Origin of the sequence: Streptomyces sp. R33 (genome assembly GCF_041200175.1) — a bacterium.
GTDB lineage: Bacteria > Actinomycetota > Actinomycetes > Streptomycetales > Streptomycetaceae > Streptomyces > Streptomyces katrae_B.
In genome coordinates, this window is sequence record NZ_CP165727.1 from 8,677,463 (window position 1) to 8,701,461 (window position 23,999).

Annotated in this window: 27 protein-coding genes and 2 pseudogenes; 13 read left to right on the forward strand and 16 right to left on the reverse strand. The window is 67.9% G+C overall.

Annotation, left to right across the window (positions count from 1 at the left end; all coding sequences use genetic code 11):
* Nucleotides 1-9: 9 nt before the first annotated feature.
* Nucleotides 10-1,311 carry a radical SAM/SPASM domain-containing protein gene (locus AB5J51_RS40145; protein WP_369780149.1) on the reverse strand — a complete coding sequence of 434 codons (1,302 nt, stop codon included), beginning with the start codon at nt 1,309-1,311 and terminating at the stop codon, nt 10-12.
* Nucleotides 1,312-1,459: 148 nt separating this feature from the next.
* Between AB5J51_RS40145 and AB5J51_RS40150 the strand changes: the two genes are divergently transcribed.
* Nucleotides 1,460-2,782: an XRE family transcriptional regulator gene (locus AB5J51_RS40150; protein WP_369780150.1), complete on the forward strand. Its 1,323-nt coding sequence runs from the start codon at nt 1,460-1,462 to the stop codon at nt 2,780-2,782.
* A 325-nt stretch (nt 2,783-3,107) separates the two neighbouring features.
* Here AB5J51_RS40150 and AB5J51_RS40155 read toward each other — a convergent pair whose 3' ends face one another.
* The 6 genes from AB5J51_RS40155 to AB5J51_RS40180 form a co-directional block, all read right to left on the reverse strand.
* Complete coding sequence (locus AB5J51_RS40155) at nt 3,108-3,305, reverse strand: hypothetical protein (RefSeq protein WP_369780151.1); 198 nt, start codon at nt 3,303-3,305, stop codon at nt 3,108-3,110.
* Between the two features lie 555 nt (nt 3,306-3,860).
* The gene (locus tag AB5J51_RS40160) at nt 3,861-4,244 is read right to left on the reverse strand and encodes a hypothetical protein (RefSeq protein ID WP_369780152.1); all 384 of its coding nucleotides are present in this window, start codon (nt 4,242-4,244) and stop codon (nt 3,861-3,863) included.
* 79 nt (nt 4,245-4,323) lie between these two features.
* Nucleotides 4,324-4,872, reverse strand: a complete 549-nt coding sequence (locus AB5J51_RS40165) for a winged helix-turn-helix domain-containing protein (protein ID WP_369780405.1) — start codon at nt 4,870-4,872, stop codon at nt 4,324-4,326.
* 139 nt (nt 4,873-5,011) lie between these two features.
* Nucleotides 5,012-6,463 carry a hypothetical protein gene (locus AB5J51_RS40170; RefSeq protein ID WP_369780153.1) on the reverse strand — a complete coding sequence of 484 codons (1,452 nt, stop codon included), beginning with the start codon at nt 6,461-6,463 and terminating at the stop codon, nt 5,012-5,014.
* Nucleotides 6,464-6,566: 103 nt separating this feature from the next.
* A protein-coding gene (locus tag AB5J51_RS40175) for an IS5 family transposase (RefSeq protein WP_369780406.1) occupies nt 6,567-7,366 on the reverse strand; the annotation gives its coding sequence in 2 pieces (ribosomal slippage) (nt 6,567-7,027 and nt 7,027-7,366; 801 coding nt in all).
* A 79-nt stretch (nt 7,367-7,445) separates the two neighbouring features.
* Nucleotides 7,446-8,084, reverse strand: a complete 639-nt coding sequence (locus AB5J51_RS40180; RefSeq protein WP_136227467.1) for a maleylpyruvate isomerase N-terminal domain-containing protein — start codon at nt 8,082-8,084, stop codon at nt 7,446-7,448.
* 288 nt (nt 8,085-8,372) lie between these two features.
* Here AB5J51_RS40180 and AB5J51_RS40185 point away from each other — a divergent pair, with 288 nt between their 5' ends.
* The 4 genes and pseudogenes from AB5J51_RS40185 to AB5J51_RS40200 all read left to right on the forward strand — a co-directional run bounded on the left by AB5J51_RS40185 (nt 8,373) and on the right by AB5J51_RS40200 (nt 11,727).
* Nucleotides 8,373-9,350, forward strand: a complete 978-nt coding sequence (locus AB5J51_RS40185; protein ID WP_369780154.1) for an ATP-dependent DNA ligase — start codon at nt 8,373-8,375, stop codon at nt 9,348-9,350.
* A 566-nt stretch (nt 9,351-9,916) separates the two neighbouring features.
* Complete coding sequence (locus AB5J51_RS40190) at nt 9,917-10,360, forward strand: RICIN domain-containing protein (protein ID WP_136227470.1); 444 nt, start codon at nt 9,917-9,919, stop codon at nt 10,358-10,360.
* A gap of 298 nt (nt 10,361-10,658) precedes the next feature.
* Nucleotides 10,659-11,194 (forward strand): annotated as a pseudogene (locus AB5J51_RS40195) (winged helix-turn-helix domain-containing protein).
* The gene (locus tag AB5J51_RS40200; RefSeq protein ID WP_369780407.1) at nt 11,191-11,727 is read left to right on the forward strand and encodes a transposase; all 537 of its coding nucleotides are present in this window, start codon (nt 11,191-11,193) and stop codon (nt 11,725-11,727) included. The pseudogene AB5J51_RS40195 and the gene AB5J51_RS40200 overlap by 4 nt, the downstream one beginning before the upstream one ends.
* A 106-nt stretch (nt 11,728-11,833) precedes the next feature.
* Here the strand turns inward: AB5J51_RS40200 and AB5J51_RS40205 are convergent, their stop codons facing one another.
* From AB5J51_RS40205 to AB5J51_RS40215, 3 genes and pseudogenes are all read right to left on the reverse strand, one after another.
* Nucleotides 11,834-13,105, reverse strand: coding sequence for an IS256 family transposase (locus tag AB5J51_RS40205; protein ID WP_369780078.1), 1,272 nt, complete (start codon nt 13,103-13,105; stop codon nt 11,834-11,836).
* Nucleotides 13,106-13,186: 81 nt separating this feature from the next.
* Nucleotides 13,187-13,318, reverse strand: a pseudogene (locus AB5J51_RS40210) (UDP-N-acetylglucosamine--N-acetylmuramyl-(pentapeptide) pyrophosphoryl-undecaprenol N-acetylglucosamine transferase); the annotation flags it as partial.
* 1,071 nt (nt 13,319-14,389) lie between these two features.
* Nucleotides 14,390-14,800, reverse strand: coding sequence for a pentapeptide repeat-containing protein (locus AB5J51_RS40215; protein WP_369780155.1), 411 nt, complete (start codon nt 14,798-14,800; stop codon nt 14,390-14,392).
* A gap of 115 nt (nt 14,801-14,915) precedes the next feature.
* Here AB5J51_RS40215 and AB5J51_RS40220 point away from each other — a divergent pair, with 115 nt between their 5' ends.
* Together AB5J51_RS40220 and AB5J51_RS40225 are read left to right on the forward strand one after the other, a co-directional pair.
* Nucleotides 14,916-15,455, forward strand: a complete 540-nt coding sequence (locus AB5J51_RS40220; protein WP_369779849.1) for a winged helix-turn-helix domain-containing protein — start codon at nt 14,916-14,918, stop codon at nt 15,453-15,455.
* On the forward strand, nt 15,452-15,988 hold the full coding sequence (locus tag AB5J51_RS40225; RefSeq protein WP_369780380.1) for a transposase: 537 nt from the start codon (nt 15,452-15,454) through the stop codon (nt 15,986-15,988). The genes AB5J51_RS40220 and AB5J51_RS40225 overlap by 4 nt, the downstream gene beginning before the upstream one ends.
* Here AB5J51_RS40225 and AB5J51_RS40230 read toward each other — a convergent pair.
* The gene (locus tag AB5J51_RS40230; RefSeq protein WP_369780408.1) at nt 15,902-16,438 is read right to left on the reverse strand and encodes a pentapeptide repeat-containing protein; all 537 of its coding nucleotides are present in this window, start codon (nt 16,436-16,438) and stop codon (nt 15,902-15,904) included. The two genes, AB5J51_RS40225 and AB5J51_RS40230, sit on opposite strands and share 87 nt — an antisense overlap.
* Before the next feature lie 59 nt (nt 16,439-16,497).
* On the opposite strand from AB5J51_RS40230, the gene AB5J51_RS40235 reads away from it, so the two are divergent.
* Nucleotides 16,498-17,769: an IS256 family transposase gene (locus AB5J51_RS40235; protein ID WP_369776429.1), complete on the forward strand. Its 1,272-nt coding sequence runs from the start codon at nt 16,498-16,500 to the stop codon at nt 17,767-17,769.
* On the opposite strand, the gene AB5J51_RS40240 is transcribed toward AB5J51_RS40235, so the two are convergent.
* On the reverse strand, nt 17,756-18,358 hold the full coding sequence (locus tag AB5J51_RS40240) for a pentapeptide repeat-containing protein (RefSeq protein ID WP_369780156.1): 603 nt from the start codon (nt 18,356-18,358) through the stop codon (nt 17,756-17,758). The genes AB5J51_RS40235 and AB5J51_RS40240 overlap by 14 nt on opposite strands.
* A 305-nt stretch (nt 18,359-18,663) precedes the next feature.
* Between AB5J51_RS40240 and AB5J51_RS40245 the strand changes: the two genes are divergently transcribed.
* The 4 genes from AB5J51_RS40245 (at nt 18,664) to AB5J51_RS40260 (ending at nt 20,654) form a co-directional block, all read left to right on the forward strand.
* Complete coding sequence (locus AB5J51_RS40245; protein ID WP_369780157.1) at nt 18,664-18,828, forward strand: hypothetical protein; 165 nt, start codon at nt 18,664-18,666, stop codon at nt 18,826-18,828.
* Nucleotides 18,829-19,393: 565 nt separating this feature from the next.
* Complete coding sequence (locus AB5J51_RS40250) at nt 19,394-19,600, forward strand: hypothetical protein (RefSeq protein WP_369780158.1); 207 nt, start codon at nt 19,394-19,396, stop codon at nt 19,598-19,600.
* A complete protein-coding gene (locus tag AB5J51_RS40255; RefSeq protein ID WP_369780409.1) occupies nt 19,585-19,782 on the forward strand; it encodes a hypothetical protein in 198 nt (65 codons plus the stop codon). The genes AB5J51_RS40250 and AB5J51_RS40255 overlap by 16 nt, the downstream gene beginning before the upstream one ends.
* 146 nt (nt 19,783-19,928) lie before the next feature.
* Nucleotides 19,929-20,654, forward strand: coding sequence for a hypothetical protein (locus tag AB5J51_RS40260; RefSeq protein ID WP_369780159.1), 726 nt, complete (start codon nt 19,929-19,931; stop codon nt 20,652-20,654).
* Nucleotides 20,655-20,706: 52 nt separating this feature from the next.
* Here AB5J51_RS40260 and AB5J51_RS40265 read toward each other — a convergent pair whose 3' ends face one another.
* The 4 genes from AB5J51_RS40265 to AB5J51_RS40280 form a co-directional block, all read right to left on the reverse strand.
* Nucleotides 20,707-21,036 carry a DUF6233 domain-containing protein gene (locus AB5J51_RS40265; protein ID WP_369780160.1) on the reverse strand — a complete coding sequence of 110 codons (330 nt, stop codon included), beginning with the start codon at nt 21,034-21,036 and terminating at the stop codon, nt 20,707-20,709.
* Between the two features lie 2 nt (nt 21,037-21,038).
* Nucleotides 21,039-21,206 carry a hypothetical protein gene (locus AB5J51_RS40270; RefSeq protein ID WP_369780161.1) on the reverse strand — a complete coding sequence of 56 codons (168 nt, stop codon included), beginning with the start codon at nt 21,204-21,206 and terminating at the stop codon, nt 21,039-21,041.
* On the reverse strand, nt 21,203-21,442 hold the full coding sequence (locus AB5J51_RS40275; protein ID WP_369780162.1) for a hypothetical protein: 240 nt from the start codon (nt 21,440-21,442) through the stop codon (nt 21,203-21,205). The genes AB5J51_RS40270 and AB5J51_RS40275 overlap by 4 nt, the downstream gene beginning before the upstream one ends.
* Nucleotides 21,443-21,724: 282 nt before the next feature.
* Nucleotides 21,725-23,095, reverse strand: coding sequence for an NAD(P)/FAD-dependent oxidoreductase (locus AB5J51_RS40280; RefSeq protein WP_369780163.1), 1,371 nt, complete (start codon nt 23,093-23,095; stop codon nt 21,725-21,727).
* Between the two features lie 553 nt (nt 23,096-23,648).
* Between AB5J51_RS40280 and AB5J51_RS40285 the strand changes: the two genes are divergently transcribed.
* Nucleotides 23,649-23,990 carry a cupin domain-containing protein gene (locus AB5J51_RS40285; protein ID WP_369780164.1) on the forward strand — a complete coding sequence of 114 codons (342 nt, stop codon included), beginning with the start codon at nt 23,649-23,651 and terminating at the stop codon, nt 23,988-23,990.
* The last annotated feature ends 9 nt before the right edge of the window (nt 23,991-23,999 follow it).

Here is a 23,999-nt window from a genome sequence, read left to right on the forward strand (position 1 = left end):
TAGCCCCTCCTATCCGAAGGTCGCGATCGGCCGGAAGTCCCGGCCAGGGAAGTCGGACTGCTGGTTGTGGCAACGCCGGCACAGGAAATCGTCCGGGGCATCGTCGACACCGAAGACCTTCCGGCGCAGGACAACCGCCCGCTCGGCGGACATCAGCTCGTCGATCGTGCCGTCGCCGATATGCCCGAAGACCTCGCGCTGGTAGTAGTCGTTGCAGCACAGAAACAGGTCGCCGGCGACGGAGACGTTTATGTGCTGCACCGGCCAGCCGCAGCCGGACAGCCGACCCTCCACACGGATGCCCTGGGCGTATTCGCCGCCCAGCTCGCCAGCCCGGTCGCACGTCAGGCTCGGATACACCTCAGCGCCCAGCCGCGTGAAGTGCCGCTCAACCCCGGCGAGGTTGCGCTCCAGCCGCTCACCGACCCCGTTGACGACCACCTGCACGGGCAGCCCCGCCTCCAAGGCCTTCTCCGTGTTGCCCAAGCAGTGGCGGTAGCTTCGCGACCCGGTGAGTTCCGCGAACTCGGCCTCGTTGACGGAAGGGATATTCACGATGAGGTGCTTGAGTACCCCGGTCCGCTTCAGGTCGGCGATCTTCGCCGCGGTCAGTGCCGAGGCATTCGAGTACAGGGCCAGCGGCATCCCGTGCCCGGCCAGAACTTCCAGCCGCTCCGAGAAGTACCGGTCCAACGTGGGCTCATTGAAGAACTGGAACGTCACGTACGCGACGCCAGCCGCGGCGAGCTTGCCGATGATCTCCTTGAACAACGGCATCGGCATGGTGCGGCGCGGCTTGGGATCGGTGGCCACCGGGCAGGAGAGGCAGCCCCAGTTGCAGTGGGCCGTCACCTCGACCTCCCCCGAGACGAGCCGGTACTCCCGGCACAGCTCCGCGGGGTCCTGCAGCCACCCCCGGCCGACGACCGTAGCCACCCGGAGGGCCCCGAACCGGGCCGCGAGTGCACCCGTCGGCCGCGGGGCACCGGCGGCGTACCGCAGGAGCTGGAGGATCTCGGGGTCGTCCTGCCAGACGATCGTCCGATCCAGCCCCACGATCCCGAACGCGGTTCCATCCGGAGGAGGCCCGCCAGTGGGGGCCCCGGGACCGGCGGTGTCCGACAGGTACACCAGAAGCGGGTCGGTGCCGGGCCGGACGCTCGAGAGGTACGGCGAGGTCTGCAGCACCGCCACACCGGCGGCTTCTACCGGGTACTGGCCGGATAGCAGGGGCAGCGTGGGCGGACGAGCGGTGGCGGATCGCATGGGGTGTCCATTCATTTCGCAGGGAAGCGAGGACGAGAAAGCCAACTCACCATCAGGCCGGCTGACGCAGTCGCTTGGGAGATCGAGTGTCTGGCAGCCGTACGGACGATGCGACGGGTCGGCGGGGGTCCCCCGGGGGTCCCGCCCTTCGGATCAGGCCCCGCCCGGCCACGCAGAGTGCTTGACTGGCCACGTGACTGAGCACACCCATCCACTGGCCTATCGCCGCTCGCTCAAGGGACAGACCCGGGTCGACCTGGCGAACCTCATCTGCGCGGCGGCGCAGCGCCGTGGCCTGCGCTCGGGCACCGACAAACACCGGGTCCGCAAATGGGAGGCCCTGGGGGTCACCCCGGAGGCAGAAACACAGGTCTACATCGCCGAAGCCCTGCAACTGCCCGTCGAGCTAGTCGACCCCGACGACTGGCCGAACTGGCTCGCCGGCAGCGACGGAGGAGTCGTCCCTTTCGGACCATCCAGCACCGTCACAGCCCTGCGAGAGGCCCTCATCACTGCCATGGAACGCCTGGAACGCCGTGCCTTCCTGACCATCTCCGGTACCGCCATCACCGCCCTGGCCGCAGCCTGGGCAACCGGCCGAGGAACCCCACTCGCCGCGCAGATGGAGGGCGGCAAACTCGTCGGCGACGACATGGTTACCCTGCTGGAGAACACCAGCCGACAGCTGAACAGCCTGGCAACCGACCAACGTCAGCACGTCTCCGCCCTCGTGGATGCCCACCTGGCCACGGTCACCGACCTCATCGCCCATGGCCGCTATGACCGGGCCACCGGCTTGCGCCTCCACAATCTGGCAGCCTTCCTCGCCCAGACTGTCGCCTGGTCCCGCTTCGACCACGGCCAGCACACAGCCGCCACCAAGCTCTGGATCGCCGGGCTCCACAGCGCCCACGCCACCAACGACCCCGACCTGGGCGCCGCCATGCTCGGCGACCTCGCCTACCAGGCCGCGTGGCGCAAGGACCACACCACAGCAACCGGGATCCTCCAACACGCCCTCACCCGCACCGAACACCCGGCCGCCCGCTCCCTCCTCCACCTACGTCTCGCCCGCACCCTCGCTGCCCAGAACGAGAAGCGGGCAACCCTGCGCGCCCTCGCAGCAGCCGAGCACCACCTCGGGGCCACCTCTGGCCGCCCCTTGCCAGCCTGGTGCGCGTGGATGTCCGAAGCCGACCTCGCCGTCGACTCCGGCCAGGCTCTCCTCGACCTCGGCGACACCCGCCGCGCCCACCAGCTCATCGCCGAAGGTCAAGCCCTCCTGCCACCTGCGCGCGACAAGACCCGAGGAGTCTTCCTCGCCTATCAGGCAGCAAGCCACCTGGGACTCAAGGAACCCGAGCTGGCAGCCCACGCGGCCAGCGAAGCGCTACAGCTCGCCCGCCGCATCGGAGCACCCCGATGCGAATACCTCGTACAGGAACTCCTGCCTGACTTCCAGCCATACCAGCACGCTCCCGGTGTCCCCGAACTTCTCGCTGTGGCTGCCGCCTGACACTCGATCATTGACCTACGGCCTCCGAGCCGTGCTGGAGAAGGCGCTATGACCGCCCCTGCCCTCGGCATGCGCACCAGTTCCGTCTTCCGCGACGGCCATGAGACCTGCCTGATTGGCTCTTGGTGGGCTCTCCGGTACCCAAGATCATGGACAGGAGGTCTGTTGTCGCCCGACTCCCGTTCCGTCATGCCATGAAGGAAGTCTCATGCGCGAAGGCGCGTACGGGGATGCGGCCCCTTCGTGTGCAGTGATCTGGATCAGCACACCCTGCGCAAGTGCCCAATGCCGACTGACCCTTGCGCTGTTCGGCTTTCCTGCGCGCCTACTCTTCCATGTAGAAGGCCAGGCGACGCTCATACTCGTCCTCGAAGTGGCTCGCGTCGAGGCGGTCCTCGGGAGCGAGAGCGGCCAGAGCCGCATGCCGATCCTGCGCCGTCGGGTAGGCGGTGAACACGGGGTTCAGTTGCAGTTTTCCGCGGCCCACGACGTAGACGAGTCGGGCTGAGACGAGGCAGGCCATGGCGCGGCTGATGACGCCTCACGGTGGAGGCGGCCCGGCACGCGGTGGGTCGGATCGAGGCAAGGCCCTGGTCCGCGCTTCTGACAGGGCACTACGGCAACGGCACGCACACGATCCGCCCGGTTGGCTTCAGGATTCGACGGAGCGGATTCCGGTCCTTGAGAGTGGGAGGTAACGTGGTGGCACCACGTCGGGGCCGGTCCTCTCCACCTCGAAGCAACTGAACGAGAACAGCCGCCTGGGCCGACAAAACCCCAGATCAGTCAGTGTCGACCCCGCGCCCGCGGGGATGGTCCGAGCCAGCGGCCGGCTGCACCGGCAGCCGCCCCATCGACCCCGCGCCCGCGGGGATGGTCCGCTCCTCGACCAAGCCGGCGCCCTCATGCCCGAGTCGACCCCGCGCTTGCGGGGGTGCTTGGAACCGCAGCTCGATGTAGAACCCCGGAACGAGTCGACGCCGCACCTGCTCCATGCTGGGGCGCTCCCTAGTCGAACCCGCGCCCGAGGGCCCTGCACTTTCTGCAGGGCCCACACCCATTTCTGCCGCGCTGCTTGTCAGGTTGTTGTGATGCTAACGGTGGGGGTGGGGCGGCCGGACAGGACGAGGCTGATGGTGTCCTCGGTGAGGCTGTCGAGGGTGATTTCGTAGGTGCGGGCCATCTGCTGCAGGCGGGCGATTGTCTTGCGGATGGCGGCCTGGTTGCCGGCGGCCCATTCGATGTGGAGGAGGTCGCGGTAGAGGACTTCGGAGGATTCCTCGATGTCGAGGGCTTGCTGGATCGTGTGGCGGGCGGCGTCGAGGTCGGGGGCGGGTCCGTCGGTGTGCCAGCGGGCGAGGGTGTGGGCGGTATCGGTGATCCGCGACAGTATGTCCTGGGTAACGGGGTCGGCCCAGGGCAGGGTCCGGCCGTCGAACGGTGTGCCGCGGACCAGCCCCATCGCCTGTTCCAGGTCCGCGATGCCGCCCTCGGGGCCAGCTGCCAGCCCGCGTCGAGGAAGACGATCCAGGCACGCGTGTTCACCGCCCCTTTTTGATGCGCGGCCATTCGTGCGCGATCCAGCGGGCGATCTCAGACTCGTCCCGTTCCACCGCCCGGCGCTCGGGCCGTTGCAGGCTCCACCCCAGCCGGCCGGTCAGCAGGCGCCAGACCGACGCCCGCGACAACGACGCGCCCGTCACCCGCTCGACGACCAGGCCAACCCGTTCCAAGGTCCACAGATCTGCCTCGAACCCATGCGCCTGAGCACCCCGCTCCAACGCGGCCCGCACCTGTTCCACCTGGGCGTCGTCCAGCTTCGGCCGGCGCCCGGGTGCCGGCCGCCGCCTCAGTGCTTGGGCCCCGCCGTTCTCCCACGCGCGTCTCCACCTTCGGACACTCTCCGCATGGACCCCCACCATCCCCGCGATCTCGGCGTTCGAGCAGCCCTGCCCGAACAACTCGACCGCATGAACACGGCGAGCTTCCGCCAACTCAGGCCGCTTCAAAGGAGGAACAGGAGAACCGGATACACCAGACGAAGACCTGTAGGACACCCCGACAGCCTCCCACCAACAACGCCACCACACCCACTGAATCAACGAAAAGCTCAGTAAGGCCGTGCCCTATGTAGTGGGTTTGAGTAGGCGTGTGTGACAGCAGATGGCTGCTGCGAGGCCAAGGAAGGCCACCAGGTTCTACGGAGTGGCGGTGGGGTGGAATTGGGGGCTACCTCGCCGCAGACTTTAAGAGAGCCGAAAATGGCAGCACCGCATCGGCGGAACCCGAGAAAACGCCGTACCTCTCAGCTTCCATACCGGTTTCCCTTGCCGCCCTGGCCGGATCTGAGGATATGAAATCAGGGGAGGATGAAAAGTACGTATCCGTGTATGAGCCGTCGGGCTTCACCGCCCAGACTGTATTGACGTATACTGGCCTACGCGTTACGTTGATGAGATTATTGTTATGGCGCAGCCTGCCCCGGTGAGTGACAAACTCCCCGCAATCCTCAGGTGGACACTCTTTCGATTCCCCTTCCCACGAGTAATACGGAATGGCGAATTCGCTGTCGATCTTTCCGTGATCTTTCCTCATGAATGTGATGTCGAGATGGGCCCACAGTGAGTCATACTTAGCGCCCCTTGGCAATTGGATCAGCGCCTCGTAATTGAATTCTTCGCCGGGTTCGAAGGGGGCTCCTGGATCGGCGGCCTGTCCGGCACTTATGGTCTGCCATTCGTGTGGCCCGGCGTAGAGGTCCGCGGTGACCGCATCTCCTGCGACGGCTTCCTTTCGCGCTTTGAGTCCGCCCTCGGGGCTTTCAGAGAATTCTGCCGTCCCACCCCAAACCTTGAAATCGGCGCCGAGGGTGTACACGGGAACCGTCCCGATATTTTTCATATGAATGGTCAGTGGGATTTGGAGCATCTGGTGACTAGTGTCCTGGGTTGGCGTTCCGAAATGGGTCTTTAGTTCGAAAAGGGCAGGCGCAGAGCTGGGTTGGTACACGACGGAGTAGGACAGATTGACTGCGGCTAGAACTGCCGTGGCCGCTACTCCAGCAGCAAGTTGCTTCGGGTGAGGTATCCCCCTCCACGCCTTCTCCCGCAGGAGGGGTCGGAGTGCCCAAGCGGACCAGAACCAGAGCGGGAGAAAGGCTAGGAGATAGCGAGTGTATTCCCTTTCCTCAAGCCACAAGAAAAGAAGTAGTGAGGTCGTGCCCAGCGTAACGAGCACCCCGAGCAAAACCGCAGCTCCCGAGAATTTCGATTCACGTTTGCCCCAGAAGTCGAGGACCGCCAGCGCCGCCACTCCCGCCAACGCACCGGCCGCAATGAACATGCCGCCAGCAATTCGTTGGGAAAAAGTAACTGCACCGAATGCGTCCGGCAAGCCAATGAGGACGAGTAGGACCATCGAACAAAGGAGTCCGATGATCAGGATGGCGCCGGTGATCCGTCTCGGCCATCTGCGATCGGGCCACGTCTGACTGCCCCCTCCTCGCCAGCAGACGGATGCCCTGTCATGCACATCCACATCTTTCGGGTACCCGAGGTGTTTGAGGGTTCTCCGCAGCCCCTGAAGCGACCAAGCGCTTCCCACGGTCTCGCCACCGACGCTGATCTGGCGTAGCCCCCGCCTATCGGGCGGCTCCACGACCACCCTGGGCTTGTTCTCCATGAAGCCAGGGTCAAGCACCCCTCCGGTCGGCGCATCGGGACCGCTGCCGATCGGGTGGCAACGCCAGCTCGGGGCGGCTGCGAGCGCGCTTTTAGAGGTCATCTCATTTGGCGAGTCTGCGGTAGCAGATGAGGGTGCAGGCGATGCTGGTGAAGGCGAGGAAGTGTTCGGCCATGCGTTCGTAGCGGCGGTGGAGGCGGCGGCAGCCAGCGAGCCAGGCCATGGTGCGTTCGATGGTCCAGCGGTGACGGCCCAGTCGCAGCGAGGACTCGATGCCACGGCGGGCTATGCGGTGCTTGATACCGCGCTGACGTAACCATTTCCGCAGGTGGGCATAGTCGTAGCCCTTGTGCGCGTGGAGCTTGGCCGGCTTGCGCCGACGGCGCCCGCGGCGTGAATGGATGGGCGGTATGCCACGCACGAGGGGCTCGAGGGCCTGACTGTCGTGCAGGTTCGCGCCAGAGATTCCGACGGACAGGGGCAGACCGGTCCGCTCGGTGATCAAGTGGATCTTCGATCCGAACTTGCCCCTGTCGACAGGATTCGGACCCGTCAGGTCCCCCTTTTCAGGGCCCGCATGTTCACCGAGTCGATCGCGCAGCGCGACCAGTCCAGCTCGCCGCGGGCACCGAGCTCGTCAAGGACCAGGCGGTGGAGCCTGGCCCACACCCGGGCCTTGCTCCACTCGGAGAACCGCCGGTGGGCTGTCGCCCCCGACGGCCCGAACGACGCCGCGGGCAGCTGCTGCCAGGTGCAGCCCGAGGTGGCGACGAACACGATCGCGGCGAGCACTTCCCGGTCACCATGCCGGCGCCGACCGCCGCCCTGAGGCCGCGACGGCGCCTCCGGCACCACCCGCTGGAACAGTACCCACAACTCATCCGGCACCAGCCGCTCAACAATCCCCACCACGACCGGCAGCCTACCCAATCATCCAAATGAGATGACTTCTAAGCCATGAGCCAGCCGGGCGAACTCTGACCTACAGTGCCGAAATGGACGCCGGTGCGCGTTCGGTGCGGCTCAGCGCGCGCAGGATGTTGGTCGCGCCGTGCCGTCGCAGCGCAATCCGCGACAGTACGTCCACGACCGTCTCGACGGCCTGTGCGGGGAACTCCGGCGTCGGCATTCCGACACTGAAGGCAAGGTCGTCGGAGTGGACGACGATCTCCAGGATCCGGCTGGTGATGAAGTCGTCGAGTGTGATCGACCAGGGCCCCCAGCTGGGGCGGCGGACCAGGCGATGCGGCGCGGTGGGCAGAGTGCCGCGCAGTTCCTCGACACACCCCGCGACCCTCGCTGCCAGCTCGGCGGGGCCGTCAGCTGCCTCCTCCTCGCCGCCGGAACGGATGCCCTGGTTGAACGGCGTATCGAGGTCCGAGCCGATCCAGCTCACCCGCGCGTAGTACTCGTGGATCGAGATGGCGGGCTCGAAGGGGACCGCCTCGGCCAGCACCGCGGGAATGAAGAAGACCTGACCGGCCAGGTGGCCCGCCAGCCCCTTGACGCTGAGCTTCGCCAGTGCCGAGGGCTGGTGCCAGCGGAGTGCGATCTCTGGTGCGCCCAGCAGCTTTGCCGCCGTGTCCGCCACGCTGAGGTAGAGCTCCCTTGTCTGTGTCACCTTGTTGGCCCCCGCTTGTCGGTGAGTGTCTGCCAGCACGGTCAACCTCACGGAAGGGTGGAGCATTCCCCGCACAAACCGTTGGCATTCCGTGTCGCTCGGGTCCGTCACGAGAGATCATCCCGCCCGCGGGAGGCCCCGTTCGCGGTGGAATCCCGGGTCGGTCCGGGGGTGCTTCAAGCTGTTAACGCCAAAGGCGAGGAACGGTCCGGACCGGCTCAGGTCGGGCGACGCCGGCAGACCGATGACAAGTCAACGAAGTGGGGAACGGACGAAGCCTCATCAGCCGTGCCGGGCCCGGCCGCGCTGGGGGCGGGGGTGGCCTACGAGCAGAAGCTGGACGGCCACCGGGCGCTCCTGTTCACCGCAGCCGACCCCGGCGGCACGGTGCTGGTGCAGACCCGCCGCGGGGCGCTGGTCCAAGGCCGGTGGCCGGACCTGGTAGCGGCCGCCGAGGCACAGTTGCCCCACGGCCTGGTCCTCGATGGCGAACTGGTCGTCTGGGACACCGAGGCAGGCCGCCTGTCCTTCGAGGCATTGCAGCGCCGAGCCGCCACCCGCGCCCGCGGCGCCCGGACCCTGGCCGCCCGGTGGCCCGCCTACTTCGTCGCCTTCGACCTCTTGCAGCAGGACGGCCAGGAACTCCTCGCGCGCCCGTACATCGAGCGGCGCGCACTGCTGGAGAACCTGTTCTCCAGCCGCGCCCTGACAGCTCCGTGGACGCTCTGCCCGCAGACGACGGACCTGGCCAAGGCGCGGGAATGGCTTCAGTCCTGGACGGACGTGTCGGGCGGGGAGGAAATCCTGGTCAAGCCCCTGAACAGCCGCTATCTGCCCGGATATCGCGGCTGGACCAAGATCAGAAGGCGGGACACCACGGAGACGATCGTCGGCGCGATCACCGGCACCCTGACCCGCCCGCAGCTCCTCGTCCTCGGCCGCCACGACCAGAACGGCCGACTGCGCGCGGTCGGCCGCACCGTACCGCTGCGCCCGGACGTCGCCCGGCAGGTCGCCGAACATCTCACCGCGGCCGCGCCCGGGCGCCCGCGGGAGGGCGTGCGCTTCTCCGCAACGTGGGGGAGCCGCGACGTCCTGGACACCACCCTCGTCCACCCCGCTCTGGTCGCCGAGGTCAGGGCCGACCGGGCCATCGACCACGGCGGCGTCTTCCGGCACCCGCTCCGGTTCCAGCGGCTGCGCCTGGACGTCGGGCTCGTGGACGTGCCCCGGTTCGGCGAGGGTCCGTCCCCGGCCGCAGGGTGACGGACAGGGGAGTGTGCAGTGGCGTTTCGCTGGTGAACCGGCGTGCTCGGGCGGGTGAACCCGGTCCGCACGGCCTGTTGCTGAGGGTGTCGTGGCCGGAAGAACCGGCTGCTGTCGCGGCCGCCGCCTTCGCCCTGACCCTGTCTCTGCCCACAGCCGCGCACGCGGCTGCACAACCGTCCACCCGTCGTCGCCGGAGCAGGCGGCGGGACGCGCCGGTTCCGGCTCGAGGACCCGCACCTGCTCCTGGCCAACGAGGCCGAAGACGAGGACCGCCTGTCCGGCTGGTCCACCGACGAGGACGCCGACGCGCTCGCCGCTCTGTCCGCGGGCGCGTTCGGGCTGCCCGTCAAGCACCTGTCCGCGCCCGGGACGGCGCCCCTTGCCGTCCATGGTGAGGCACGTGTGATCGACCGGTTCCGGTCGGGAAGGCATTCGCTGTACTCCTGAAGGGTGGTGCAAGCCTTTCCGACCCTCTGTCGCACGTTGGCAGGGAAGGGATTCGCCTGGCCCAAAAGATCAGCGGCGACCCGCGCGGGCGCCGCGTGTCAGAAGTGGAGTCGTCCATGGCACCCGTACCGAACGGCACCTACACGATCACCCGCCCTCGTGAGCAACTGCTCACGCTGCTGGACGGGGCATCGGAACCCAAGACACCCGTTGTCCTGCTGCCGCCCACCGGCAACCCCGGCGAGCAGGAATGGCAGCTGGAGAAACTCAGCAACGGCAACTGCACGATCCGCAATCTCCGCAGCGAAACCTATGTCTCCTACGATGGCGACCCGGAGACGAACAAGCCGGTCGTCGGATACCCCGAGCCCCGCGAGTGGGCGCTCTACCAGAGCGACCAGCCGCACACCTTCCACGTCGTCGTCCCCGGAGGCCCCGTCGACGGCGTGGAGCTGGCCCTGGACCTCAGCCTGCTGCGGATCTTCCCGCCCCGTATCGCCCTGAGGCCACTCGACGTCAGCGACCGAAGCCAGGCGTGGACCTTCGAGTTCATGGAGTAGAGGCGTGAACCGGGTGCCCGGGTCGGCAGCCGACCCGGGCACCGCCCAGGGTCGAGCACGGGCGGGCTGTCGGGCCGGTGATGGAGTGGCACCCGGCGGCGGTATCCGCTGCACGGCGCTGCATCGCCGCCGTGCAGCGGCCGAACGCGCCGGCACCGTGCTGTCTGGCCGGAGGTGACCGAAGCTGCGGCCCCGCAGGAGGTTCCGACGTACATCTGACTCGGCTGCGCCCACTATTGAGCTATTCGGGTTGTCGTCGGGTAGGGACGGTTCATGATCCCTGCGGTATGCCGGGGGTATGCGATATCCGGAGGGTGGGGGCCTGACCGCTGAGCGTAGAGCGTTTCGGGAAGCGATCCGGCTCCAGGCCGGTGAACGGTCAGCGGCGGGTGAGAAGACCGGGGTGATCGCGAAGGATCTGCGGGTGAGTGTGCGGTCGGTGGAACGCTGGCGCCGTGCCTGGCGCGAAGGCGGCCAGGAAGGCCTGCAATCGGCGGGTCCGGTGAACTCCCCGACCGTCACCGATGCCCAGTTCGCCGTGCTCGAGGAGGAACTCGGCAAGGGTCCGGCCGCGCACGGTTTCGACGACCAGCGGTGGACTCTGGCACGTGTGCGGACGGTGATCCGCCGCCGGTTCGGGCTGAGTCTGTCGGTGGCGACGGTGTGGAGGCTGCTGAAACGGGCTGGTCCTGGCAGGCACCCGCCCGCAGAGCACTCGAACGCGACGAGCACGCGGTGGAGCTGTGGAAGAAGGAGGTCTGGCCGGGGGTAAAAGCCTCGCGGCGGCGTCCGGTGCCTGGATCGTCTTCGAGGACGAAGCCGGCTTCTCGATGACTCCGCCCCGTGCCCGCACCTGGGACCGGCGCGGACAGACCCCTGTCATCCGTGTGCGCGGCAGGTCCCGCCGCCGGACCTCGGTCGCCGCCCTGTGCTGCTACAAACCCGGTGAACACAGCCGTCTCATCCACCGGCCCCGCACTCATCTCCTGCTCAAGGGTGCACGCAAGAGCTTCTCCTGGAAGGACTACCGCGACCTGCTGGTGCGGGCTCACATCCAGCTCGGCGGCCCGATCGTGGTGGTCTGGGACAATCTCAACACCCACCTGGCCGCGGGGATGAAACATTACGAGGCCGAGCACGACTGGCTCACCACCGTCCGGCTCCCGCCCTATGCACCCGACCTGAACCCCGCCGAGGCCGTCTGGTCACTCGTGCGCAGAGCGATGGCCAACACCGCCTTCGCCACACCCGACGACCTCGACCGCACACTCCGCCGCGAGTTACGCAGAATCCAACTCCGACCCCACTTGGTCGACGGCTGCCTCACGGCCATACATCTGGCCATCGACCCACCGACCCCACCCTGAAAACCTCAGTACCGGACTACACCGGCCCCGGGCCCCCCGTGGCCCCGTGGCCCGGAGCAAGCCGGACGAGGGGGCGTGTCAGCGATCTTGTGTAAGTCGGTTGGTGTCATTGGATGCTGAGCCGGTCCTCGAAGAAGAGTGAGAACTGGTTCAGCGCTTCCTTCCAGTGTGGGGCGACGTGGTTGGCATCGCGCGCTTTGGGGTTGATCTGCTCGCGGACTGCGAGGTAGAGGACCTTCAACGCTGCCTGTTCCGAGGGGGAATGGCCGCGGTTGCGGGTGGCTTTGCGGAGCCGCGAGTTGATCGATTCGACCATGTTCGTGGAGTAGACCACCGTCCTTATGGCCGGTGGGAACGCCAGGTAGGGAGTGAACTCCGGCCAGGCCGACCGCCAGGTCCGCACGATCGCCGGGTAGCGTTCGCCCAGGTCAGAGGCCTCGAACGCGTCAAGGGCCTGTTCGGCGGCCGTCTCGGTCGGCGCTGTGTAGATCGCTCTCAGAGCCGGCACCAGCTTCGGGTGGTCCCGCACGGACGACAGTCTGAGCGAGGCCCTGGTCAGGTGAATCACGCACGTCTGGACCGTGGCCTTGGGCCAGGTCGCGGTGACGGCGTCGGGCAGGCCCTTCAGACCATCGCAGACGACGATGCACACGTCCTCGATACCCCGGTTCCGCAGTTCCGACAGCACCGCCATCCACGTGGTCGCGCCTTCACCCTCGGCTCCAACCCACAAGCCGAGGACGTCTTTGCGGCCGTCCATGTCGACGCCGACGGCCAGGTAAACCGGCTTCGATGTCACCGAGCCAGAACGGATCTTCACCCACAATGCGTCGATGTAGATGATCGGCCAGACCGCGTCGAGGGGCCGGTTCTGCCAGGTCACGAGCTCGTCGATCACGGCGTCGGTGACCTTGCTGATCAGGTCTGGGCTGACCTCGACTCCGTAGATCTGGGCGAGGTGGGAGCGGATGTCGCGCACGCTCATCCCGCGCGCGTAGAGCGAGAGGATCCGGTCGTTGAATCCCGCCAGCCGGCGGGCGTTCTTCGGGACCAGACGCGGCTCGAACTCACCGTTGCGGTCTCTGGGCACCGCCAAAGTGACGGCGCCGGCATCGGTCAGGACCCTCTTGGGCGACGTCCCGTTCCGGGAGTTTCCAGAGCCGTGACCTGCGGAATCTCCGCGTTCGTAGCCGAGGTGTTCACTCATCTCGGCTTCCAGAGCCCGCTCCAGAACAGCCTTGGTGATCTCCGTCAGGAGCCCGCCCTCGCCGAGCAGGGCCGCTCCCGAGGAGTCAGCTTTGTCGAGCAGCCGCTCGACCACCTCGTCGACCGTCTTGTCGCCGGCCACGGACGCGGCCGCTTCGTCTTTGTCTGCCATGACTCGTCCGATCCGCCTGGCCCACAGGCCCGAGGCCGAGCCCCGGGCCAGGCTTCCACATCACGGACTTACACGATCTTTCAGACACGCTCCTGCGGCCGTGAGACGCCCTTGCAAGGTACGGATCGCGGTCAGGGCCGGGTAGGTGTGACCACCGGTTCCTCCGCCCGTCACGAGCAGCCGGAAGGAATGAGGAAGCGAGGGAATGCCCACCTGGCCAACCCTGCTGGGTGCGGACGCTCGAAGACGGCGTGACGAAGATCAGCCAGCCAATACCTGGAGTGTCGCCGCGTCGGTGGGCTCGGCAGTCCACCCCATCGGGAGAGCTGGCGGGGGGCGCTTGGAGCGTTGCCTGCGGCCTGGTCGGGCATGCACCACGAGGGGTAAACGCAGGGGGAGACATAGGGGCAAACAAGGGGGGAGACATGGGGGGAAACAAGAGGGGAAACGGTTTCTGGGGTCTGGCTGCATCGCCCCTGGACAGGCCCCAAAATACAGCTGGTGACTAGCCGGACTTATAGGTAGGAGGGGCAAGGGAGAGAGGAGAGGGTGAGTGAGGGAGGCACGTTGCAGGAGATGTGAGGGCTGAGGGAAAGGGGGGGCCGAGCGGAGAGGAAGTGGGGGAGAGGAGCGGGTGTAGGGAAGGGCAGAGGGGGAGTGATGGGGGGAAGGGCGGTGGGGGTTGAAATGCATGTGCCAGCGCCTACTTCCGCTGAGAGCGGGTGGTAAGGGCGTCGGCCGACCGAAGAAGACACCACGAGAGAACCCTGCTGCTTGGCCCCGTCAGCCGCACTGGCGCCACCGGCCGCATCGACTCCAACCGGCTCAAGATCGGGACCAAACTCGTCGCGTTCCTCGCGCTGAACCCCGGCGTCGACACGCCCCTCACGTTCACCTTCTACTACAAGATCGATGCCTGTACGCGGGCGAGGGCGCCGACTGCGTCCCGAACGGGCGTGCCAGCCGCACGAGGCGGGCACTGCGGCTACCCCCAACGCCGTGGAGGCTGGTCATCGGGGCGAGCTGCGGAGCAACGGCGTCTGGGACATGGATGACTCTTCACCTACAGGCCGCCGCGTTGATCGCGGCGACCTCAAGATCGATTTTGGAGAGGAGCATGTGGACAGAGTCTGCGCATCAACGGTGAGCAGCAAGTCCCTTGTCCCCGTTCAGGCGGGGAGCGTTTCCCTTTGGCCAGGTTCTCTACATGCGACATACCGCCCATCTGTGAGGCGGTCCACAGAACATAGGATTGTGGCCTTGGCCTCGTGGAGGCAGCCTGGCTCACCGGCTGGGGAGCGACAAGGAAGACGGCAGGATGGTAGTGGCGTCGACCTGCGCCGCTTGGACTTGTTCGACGGTCAGACCCTTCACCTTTGACAGGTTGCACTGCTTGAGAACTGCCTGCGTGAGATCAGCTCCGGCAAGGTCGGCGCCCGCCAACTCGGCGTTCGATAGCACCGCTTTCGTCAGCTTGGTACGTCCGAAGGATTCCGGATGATGGATGTTCCACTCGCGCTGCTGCGCGAGGCTGATTTTCCGAGGGGCAGGCCGAGGGTAGCGGGCTTGGTACACGAGCGCCCGCAGAGCCATCAGCAGACGACCCCCTTGTACAGACTCCTCCTCGTTGGGCCGTTCCATCTTGCTCCGTACCCAGGCAGCCAAGTGGGCATCAAGGCGCTGTTCGTCGCGCAAGAGCAGGCTCGCCCATATGGCTGGGGTCGCGGTGAAGTCAGGCTGCCCGTTTACTGAGGATTTCGCGTTGTCGTCGGGTAGTGACGGTTCATGATCCCTGCGGTATGCCGGTGAGGTGAGGTATCCAGAGGGTGGGGGCCTGACGGCTGAGCGTCGGGCGTTTCGTGAGGGGATCCGGCTTCAGGCCGGGATGCGGTTCGCGGCGGGTGAGAAGACCGCGGTGATCGCGAAGGATCTGCGGGTGAGTGTGCGGTCGGTGGAACGCTGGCGTCGTGCCTGGCGCGAGGGCGGCATGGAGGGCTTGCGCTCGGCGGGTCCGGCGAACGCCCCGACCGTCACCGACGCCCAGTTCGCCGTGCTCGAGGAGGAACTCGGCAAAGGCCCCTCGGCGCACGGCTTCGACGACGAACGCTGGACGCTGGCCCGGGTCCAGACGCTGATCCGCCGCCGGCTGCGGCTGACCCTGTCGGTGCCGACGGTGTGGCGGCTGCTGAAACGGCACGGCTGGTCCTGGCAGGCACCCGCCCGCAGAGCCCTCGAGCGTGACGAGCACGCGGTGGAACTGTGGAAGAAGGAGGTCTGGCCACGGGTAAAAGCCTCGCGGCGGCGTCCGGGGCATGGCTCGTCTTCGAGGACGAGGCCGGCTTCTCGATGACTCCGCCCCGGGCCCGCACCTGGGGCCGACGCGGACAGACCCCCGTCATCCGCGTCCGCGGCCGTTCCCGCCGCCGGACCTCGGTCGCCGCGCTGTGCTGCTACAAACTCGGCGAGAAGAGCCGCCTCATCCACCGACCCCGCAACCATCTCCTGCTCAAGGGCGCCCGCAAGAGCTTCTCCTGGAAGGACTACCGCGACCTCCTGGTCCGCGCGCACATCCAACTCGACGGCCCCATCGTGGTGGTTTGGGACAATCTCAACACCCACCTGGCCGCCGGGCTGAAGCGGTACGAGGCGGAGCACGACTGGCTCACCACCATCCGCCTCCCGGCATACTCACCAGACCTGAACCCGGTCGAGGCCGTCTGGTCACTCGTGCGCAGAGCGATGGCCAACACCGCCTTCGACACACCCGACGACCTCGACCGCACACTCCGCCGCGAGCTACGCAGAATCCAACTCCGGCCCCACCTTGTCGACGGCTGCCTCACCGCCACCGGTCTGGCCATCAACCCACCGACCCCACCCTGAAATCTTCAGTAAGCGATTGGCAGCCCTCCAAGCACTCAGCAGGCGACGGCCACCCCAGCTTTCGGCGGTCAGATGCGCGCCCAGAAGTTTCGCTCCGGTCAGATCAGCGCCAAGTAGATCGGCGTCAGGCAGCCATGCCCCGCTGAGATCGGCCTCCCTGAGCTTGGCATCGGATAGAGAGGCTCCTGTGAGTAGCGCTTCATCAAGTCGCGCCCTGGAGAGATCGGCCTGCCACAGGTCGGTTGCTGTGAGATCAGCACTATCCAATACAGCATCGACGAGACTGCACCCACGCATCGTGGCTGCGACCAGGTCTGCGCCCTGCGCGTCGCATCCGTCCAGCTCCGCGTTGCTGAGGTCCGCGTAACGGAGGCAGGCCCCACGCAGGTCGGCCTCTCTCAGGTCGGCACGCTCGAGGAGCGTGTCTGAAAGATCGTGTAAGTCCGTGATGTGACAGCCTGGCCCGGGGCTCGGCCTCGGGCCTGTGGGCCAGGCGGATCGGACGAGTCATGGCAGACAAAGACGAAGCGGCCGCGTCCGTGGCCGGCGACAAGACGGTCGACGAGGTGGTCGAGCGGCTGCTCGACAAAGCTGACTCCTCGGGAGCGGCCCTGCTCGGCGAGGGCGGGCTCCTGACGGAGATCACCAAGGCTGTTCTGGAGCGGGCTCTGGAAGCCGAGATGAGTGAACACCTCGGCTACGAACGCGGAGATTCCGCAGGTCACGGCTCTGGAAACTCCCGGAACGGGACGTCGCCCAAGACGGTCCTGACCGATGCCGGCGCCGTCACTTTGGCGGTGCCCAGAGACCGCAACGGTGAGTTCGAGCCGCGTCTGGTCCCGAAGAACGCCCGCCGGCTGGCGGGATTCAACGACCGGATCCTCTCGCTCTACGCGCGCGGGATGAGCGTGCGCGACATCCGCTCCCACCTCGCCCAGATCTACGGAGTCGAGGTCAGCCCAGACCTGATCAGCAAGGTCACCGACGCCGTGATCGACGAGCTCGTGACCTGGCAGAACCGGCCCCTCGACGCGGTCTGGCCGATCATCTACATCGACGCATTGTGGGTGAAGATCCGTTCTGGCTCGGTGACATCGAAGCCGGTCTACCTGGCCGTCGGCGTCGACATGGACGGCCGCAAAGACGTCCTCGGCTTGTGGGTTGGAGCCGAGGGTGAAGGCGCGACCACGTGGATGGCGGTGCTGTCGGAACTGCGGAACCGGGGTATCGAGGACGTGTGCATCGTCGTCTGCGATGGTCTGAAGGGCCTGCCCGACGCCGTCACCGCGACCTGGCCCAAGGCCACGGTCCAGACGTGCGTGATTCACCTGACCAGGGCCTCGCTCAGACTGTCGTCCGTGCGGGACCACCCGAAGCTGGTGCCGGCTCTGAGAGCGATCTACACAGCGCCGACCGAGACGGCCGCCGAACAGGCCCTTGACGCGTTCGAGGCCTCTGACCTGGGCGAACGCTACCCGGCGATCGTGCGGACCTGGCGGTCGGCCTGGCCGGAGTTCACTCCCTACCTGGCGTTCCCACCGGCCATAAGGACGGTGGTCTACTCCACGAACATGGTCGAATCGATCAACTCGCGGCTCCGCAAAGCCACCCGCAACCGCGGCCATTTCCCCTCGGAACAGGCAGCGTTGAAGGTCCTCTACCTCGCAGTCCGCGAGCAGATCAACCCCAAAGCGCGCGATGCCAACCACGTCGCCCCACACTGGAAGGAAGCGCTGAACCAGTTCTCACTCTTCTTCGAGGACCGGCTCAGCATCCAATGACACCAACCGACTTACACAAGATCGCTGACACGCCCCGCTCGAGCTTTGCCCCTCGCAGGTCGGCCGCTCGCAGGTCGGCGCCGCGCAGGTCTGCCTCGCAAAGGTCAGCCCGGGCAAGGCAACGTCCGCTGAGATCCATGGCTGGTGTGGGGTTGCGGCCCAGGACGGTCAAAGCAAGCTGAACGTCAGGCCGCGGAGGATCTGGCAACGGACGCCGAACGTAACTGGCCGCTTTGGGCATACGTGGCGGGCTCTTTCGCACGGCAACAGAGGCTGTGCGTTGCCGTACCAGGGAGGTGAGGACCTGAGCAGCGTCGGCGGTGTGGCCGACATCGTCCTTGAGGACTTGCTCCATGGCCAGAACCCCACCGCTGCGCACGTACTCCTCGGTGTGGCCGATGCGCTCGAGGGCCTTGATGAATCGGTCGGTTACCTGGCCGCGACGCGTAAGCCGGTAGTTCCGGGCGGTGTACAGAAGTGCGACAGCGGCCCCGAGGGCCGCGATGCCCTGAATGAGGAACAGCCGCCACTGCCCGATGATCTGAGCGCGGTCGCCTGCGGGGAGAGACGACCAGGAATTGTCAGCCATCGGGAACAGAGCGTGCAATATCGGTTCGTACCACAGCCCGAGTACGACAGCCGTGGCCGCTAGCACAGTGCCCGGCAGCACAACGCGTGGCCTCAGCCACCGAAAGGGACCTTCGGGCGAGCTCGGGCGTTGGGGACGATGAACCAGCATGAGCCGATTGCACCCCAGCCTCGCGGCACGTGCGGGGGATCTGAGGTTCTTCAGAGCAAACACCCGCCGGCGGTCCAACTTCGACGGCGCTGCAGAGGACACCGGTCCGCTCGCCTGATGATCACAGCTCGCCCGACGAGCGGGGATGGCGCCGGGTGCGCTACGACGGCGTCGCCATCGGGGTCGCCCACCGTCCGGCCGGCATCCGTGTCTTCCTCGCTACCGCCGGGCTGGAGAACGCCGAGGACGTGGACCTTACCGACCCCGACTTCGTGGAGGGGCGCGGCGCTGGCCCCGAGGAGTGGGAACCCTCCCTCTGAGCACCGACCGCTTCCCGTGCGGGAGGGGGCTCTCAGGCCCAGGCGCTCCGCGCGCCGGTGGGTGAGTGGGCAAGCCAGTCACCCACCGGTGAGTGACGGGTTTTGTAGTCACCACTACACCTCCCCATCGCAGGTCAGCCGGGGAGTTCGTGGAAGCCCGAACCCGGCGGGCGGGAGGCAAAGCCGCCTCCGAGAACGACGGCGGTCCCGCTCGCTGTTCGCACTCGCGAGACGGCTCGGGGAACAGGCCTGCCGCGCTGGGAACCGGGCACACAAGGGGGGAAACATCGGGGGAACCCAGAGGGGAAAACAAGGGGGGAACCTGGAAGGGAGACATAGGGGGAACCGCATCCGGGATCCGCTCTGCGTTCATGCAGGTCAGGCCCCATTTCCAGACTGGTGAGTTCTCAGACCTATATCTATGGAGGGGGTGGGGTGCTGGTTGTGGAGGCTGTTGCTGGGTGTCGGGCGGGGCTGGGGCTGAGGTGCGTGGGGAGGCGGGCGCAGACGGTGCAGGGGGATGGGCTGGCGTGAGTTCGGGAGGGGTAGCGCGCGGTGGAGAGAGTTGTACCGGAGGGGGAGCTGGACAGGGGGCTGGACGCTGCTTCCAGCGGGGGACCGGGAGCGCGACGGGAGCGGCATCCGTGACTCCCGTGCCCTCGTCGTCGCCCAGGCCCTCCACGACCTCGGCGCCACCGTCACCGTCACCGACCCCAAGGCCCTCGACAACGCCCGCAAGGCCCCCGGCTCGACTACATCGAGGACCCCGTAGCCGCCGCCCAGGACGCTGACCTGCTCCTCCACCTCACCGAGTGGACGCACTACTCCCACATCGACCCCAAGCGGCTGGCCACCCTCACTCACACCCCGAAGGTCATCGACGCCCGCGGCACCCTCGACACCGACCAGTGGCGTACCGCCGGCTGGCTCACCCGCACCCTCGGCCGCCCCTGACACCCCGGCCGCGGCTCTGACCACCAAGCCCTTGCAGCCCGGCACCGTGACCGCAAGGCTCGCGCGCACCGCGATTGCATCCACGGCATCGCCGTCATCGGCCTGTCGTAGGGGTGCACCGGTGAGGGCGCCCGTAGCGTGCGGTCATGCCTGATGCCCTGCCCGCCCGGAAACGGTCAACGCTCTTCGACCGGCTGCGGAACGGGCAGGACGTTCCCACCGCCGCGCAGGCCGCGGGCCTCGAGGTGCGGGAGGTGTTCACCGCCGCCCGCACCGACACCGCCCTCGCACTGCTCCTGGCTGGCACCGACCCCGACGAAGTCGGCGCCACCGGCATCACCGACCGCGCCGAATACCTGCGGCTCCTCGCTCTGGGCTGCACCCCGAGCCTGGCCGCGCAGATCCTCTTCGACGGCGCTGGCAAGGCGAGTCATTGGCGCCGAGATGATCCGGCGTTCGCGAGGGCCTGCGACGCGGTCAAGGATCTTGGTGCCGGGCAGCCCGCGCCCGTTCGGGCGCCCCGCTTCACGCCCGAGCGCCGGCGTGCCTTCCTCGACCACTTGGAAGCGGGGCTGTCCGTCACCGCCGCGGCGGCCGAGGTCGGAATCACCACCGCTGTGATCTACCAGCGCCGTAAACGCGATCGCGCGTTCGCCGCCGCCATGGACGCCGCCCACCACGCGCACCCGCGCACCCCGGACAGGACACCCGGCGCCGATGACTGGGAAGCCTTCTTCGGCAACCTGCACCCCGGCGTCGCCCTGCGGCAGGCTGCTCTTGCCGCCGGCATCCGGCCCGAGGCCGTTTACCACCGTCGCCGTGCCGATCGTGCATTCGCCCACCGCACCGACCAGCAGCGAACCGCCCGCTAGCCCGCACGAAACAGGCAGCAGGGTGCGTTGTTCGCCGTGTCGGGCGACTGCGTCACTCCATGCCGAGTGCGGCGTCGGGCCGGCAGTGCGGACAGGCTTGCACGCCCTCGGCCAATGCCCGCCGCGCCTCCTCCATGCTCATGGCCGTGCAGCGCCTACGGGCATCCCAGCAGCCTCCGGCATGGACGCGGACCGGGAGCCGGCCCGCTCCGATACCGCGCTCGATCAGCCACGCGGGCGGCTCGGGCAGCGGCTGGCGCCGCACGGCGAGAGCCTCGCGCTCCTCTGCGATGTTCAGCGCGCGCTCGGCGCGGCCGAGCTCGCCGCGCAGGTAGGTCACGACGGTGCGCAGGCGCGGCAGGTCCGGAGGGAGCTCGGACATGTTCAGCCCCCGTACTGCGCCTTCCGTGCGGCCTTGCAAGCCGCGCACAAGGGCGAGGCGCCGACTCCGTAGCGGCAGGTCGGGGTACCACACCGGGCGCAGGGGCCGGTCTGGCTGGGAGCCCAGGTGACGACCTGCGGGCGGGGCTTGGCGATGGTCTGCTCGCTCATGCTGCTTCCTCCCCTTCCGCCGGGGCGGAGGTGTGGGTGCGGGCGGCGCGCCGCAGCTCGACGCTGCCGGCGGGGGCCGCCCAGTAGGGGTGGGTGCACAAGGTTCCGGAGAGGGTGATCAGCCGGCGCCGCAGCACGGTCGTACCGGCCCCGGCCTGCGCGAGCTCGACGTACGTCTGCTGCCACGCCCGTTGGAGCGTGATCAGGTCCTCGGGGTAGCGGAACGGGGGTCTCACACCTCTAGTGAAACACGTGTTCGATTTTCTCCGCGAATGCCACGCTCCGTTATCGGCGGTAGGTCTGGTGGCAGAGCGCGGCCACGGCAGGGCTGGTGACGCTGTGAGCGGCGCGGTGCAGCTCCGTCACAGCTCCGTCATGCCCATGGCCCCGCCCCTGGGGCGCGTACCGGAGAAGCGGTTGCACGTCACGGTCGCGGGTACGCCCGCCGGGTGGACCCCGGGTTGCCTGGTGACCTGGTGGCGACGCTGAAGACGCCGGAGGGCTCCCGGTTTTCGGAGCTACTGTCCGCCTCCGTGGGCCGCGGTGCGGGCCCGTACCTCTTCTGGGGTGAGGTATTGGTCGGTGTGCTCGAAGTCGCGCAGTGTCGGTGGCTTGTTCGTCTGGAGTCCGGTTCGGACGAAGTCGTCGCCGGCCACGGCGTTCAGGAGCCAGTTGGTCATCACGCGGGTTTTCGCGGCGCCGGTGCGCAGGGCAGCCCAGTGGTAGCCGCGGGCGACGGCCTGGGCGGGCATGCCGCGCAGGTCGATGCCGAGCGGCCGGGAGACGCCGTCGCGGCCGCCGAGGTCCACGACCAGTCCGAGGTCCTTGTGGACGTACCGACGCAGCGGTGTGCCGCGCAGCGTGGCGACGACGTTGTCGGCGGCGACCCTGCCCTGGCGCGCGGCGTGCTGCGCGGTGGGCGGGCACACCGCGTCGTCGCCGCCGGCGGCGAGGTCGGGTACGGCGGCCGCGTCGCCGAGCGCGAAGGCGCCGTCCGCCCCCGGCACCCGCAGGTCCGGTGTGACGACGAGCCGGCCGCTCTTGGCGGTCTCGGCGCCCAGGGTGGCGATGAGTGGGCTCGCGGCGACGCCGGCGGTCCAGATGAGGGTGCGGCAGGGCAGTACGCGCCCGTCGGTGAGCGTGACGGCCTCGGGGCCCGCCTTGGCGACGGAGGCGCCGAGCGAGACCTCGATGCCGCGGCCGCGCAGCACGTCGAGGGCTGCCCGGCCCAGCCGGTCGCCGAGCTCGGGCATCAGTTTCGGGGCCACGTCCACGAGGTGCCAGCTGATCTCGCGCCGGTCCAGCCGGGGGTAGCGGCCGACGGCGTTCGTGGTGAGCCGCTGCAGGGAGGCGGCCGTCTCGGTACCCGCGTAGCCGCCGCCCACCACGACGAAGCCGAGCCGTGAGGCCCGCTCCGACGAGCCGGGTGCGGCGGCGTCGGCCAGGTCGAGCTGGGCGATCACGTGGTCGCGCAGGTGGGCCGCCTCCGCGAGCGACTTCATGCCGCGGCCGTGTTCCGCCAGGCCGGGGATGTCGAAGGTGCGGGTCACGCTCCCGGGTGCGAGCACCAGGTGGTCGTACGGCTGGTCCACCAGCTCCCCGGTGATCTTCCGGATGACGCAGACCTTGGCCCGGGTGTCGATGCCCACGGCCGCGCCGGGCACGATCCGGGTCCGGTGGCGGCGGCTGCGGCGCAGCGAGACCGCCACGGACTGGGGGGTGAGTACCCCGGAGGCCACCTGTGGGAGCAGGGGCAGGTAGAGCTGGTAGGAGGACGGGGTGACCAGCAGGATCTCCGCCTCTCCGGGTGTCAGCGTCCGCTCCAGGCGGCGTACGCAGGAGACGCCGGCGAATCCCGCGCCGACGACCACGATCCTCGGTCGTGCCATGGTGTCCGTCCCTTCTCGGGTGTACGGGTACCTGGCACGCCTTCCCCGGCAGGCCGTTCCCTCCACGCCGCGAGCGGGGGCGGACGGCTACGGAGGGCCTGGACTGCCGCCGAACGGCCCCGGATGTCATCGGATGGCCCCGCTCCGAGGCGCGGGAGTGCCCATCAGGGCCGACTACCGGGCGTGGCAGGAGATAGACGAAGCGGCCGGGCCGTTGGGCGTCAAGGAGGTCGCGGTGCACGACAGGCTGGTGGCGCTGCGGCCGGTGCCGAACGTGACCGCGGTGATGTCGGCGGCCGAGCACCGACCCTCGGCGACAGCCGCGTCCCGGCACGGTCCGGGCCCAGCGGGCTCGACGCCCCGAGGCGTGGGACGGTGGTCTGGGCGGTGTGCGGAACCGACCGGAAAATTCATTTGCTCATCCGTTGCCCCACCTGGTGGGGTCGCCGCCCGCGCCTTCGCGGGAAGGCCCGGTATCGGTGATGTCATCGGATGAAAGCAACTCGGCATCGCCGTCTCCGGCGGCCGAGAGTTCCATCCCGTGGAGAGACAAATGACGAACAATGAGGGTTATGCAAGCTCATCGGTAACGGCTGAGTTGTGGGAGCCCTATTTCGAGGATGGCCGGGAGACGGGGGAGATTCACTGGCTCGTCAAGGCGGAAGAGGGCCAGCTGTCGGGGCTGTGGAGGATCGGCCCCGCGGAGGGCGCGGAGTTCCCCTACAAGCCCGCGGCCACCGACACGTTCCACGTGATCGAGGGTGAGGCCGAGCTGGAGACCCCTGACGGCGAGAAGATCGAGGTCGTCGCCGGGGGCATCTACTCCTTCCCCGCCGGGTTCACGGCCACCTGGAGAACCCGCTCGCCGTTCATGAAGTTCTTCGTCGTGGGCTGAAAACGGCAC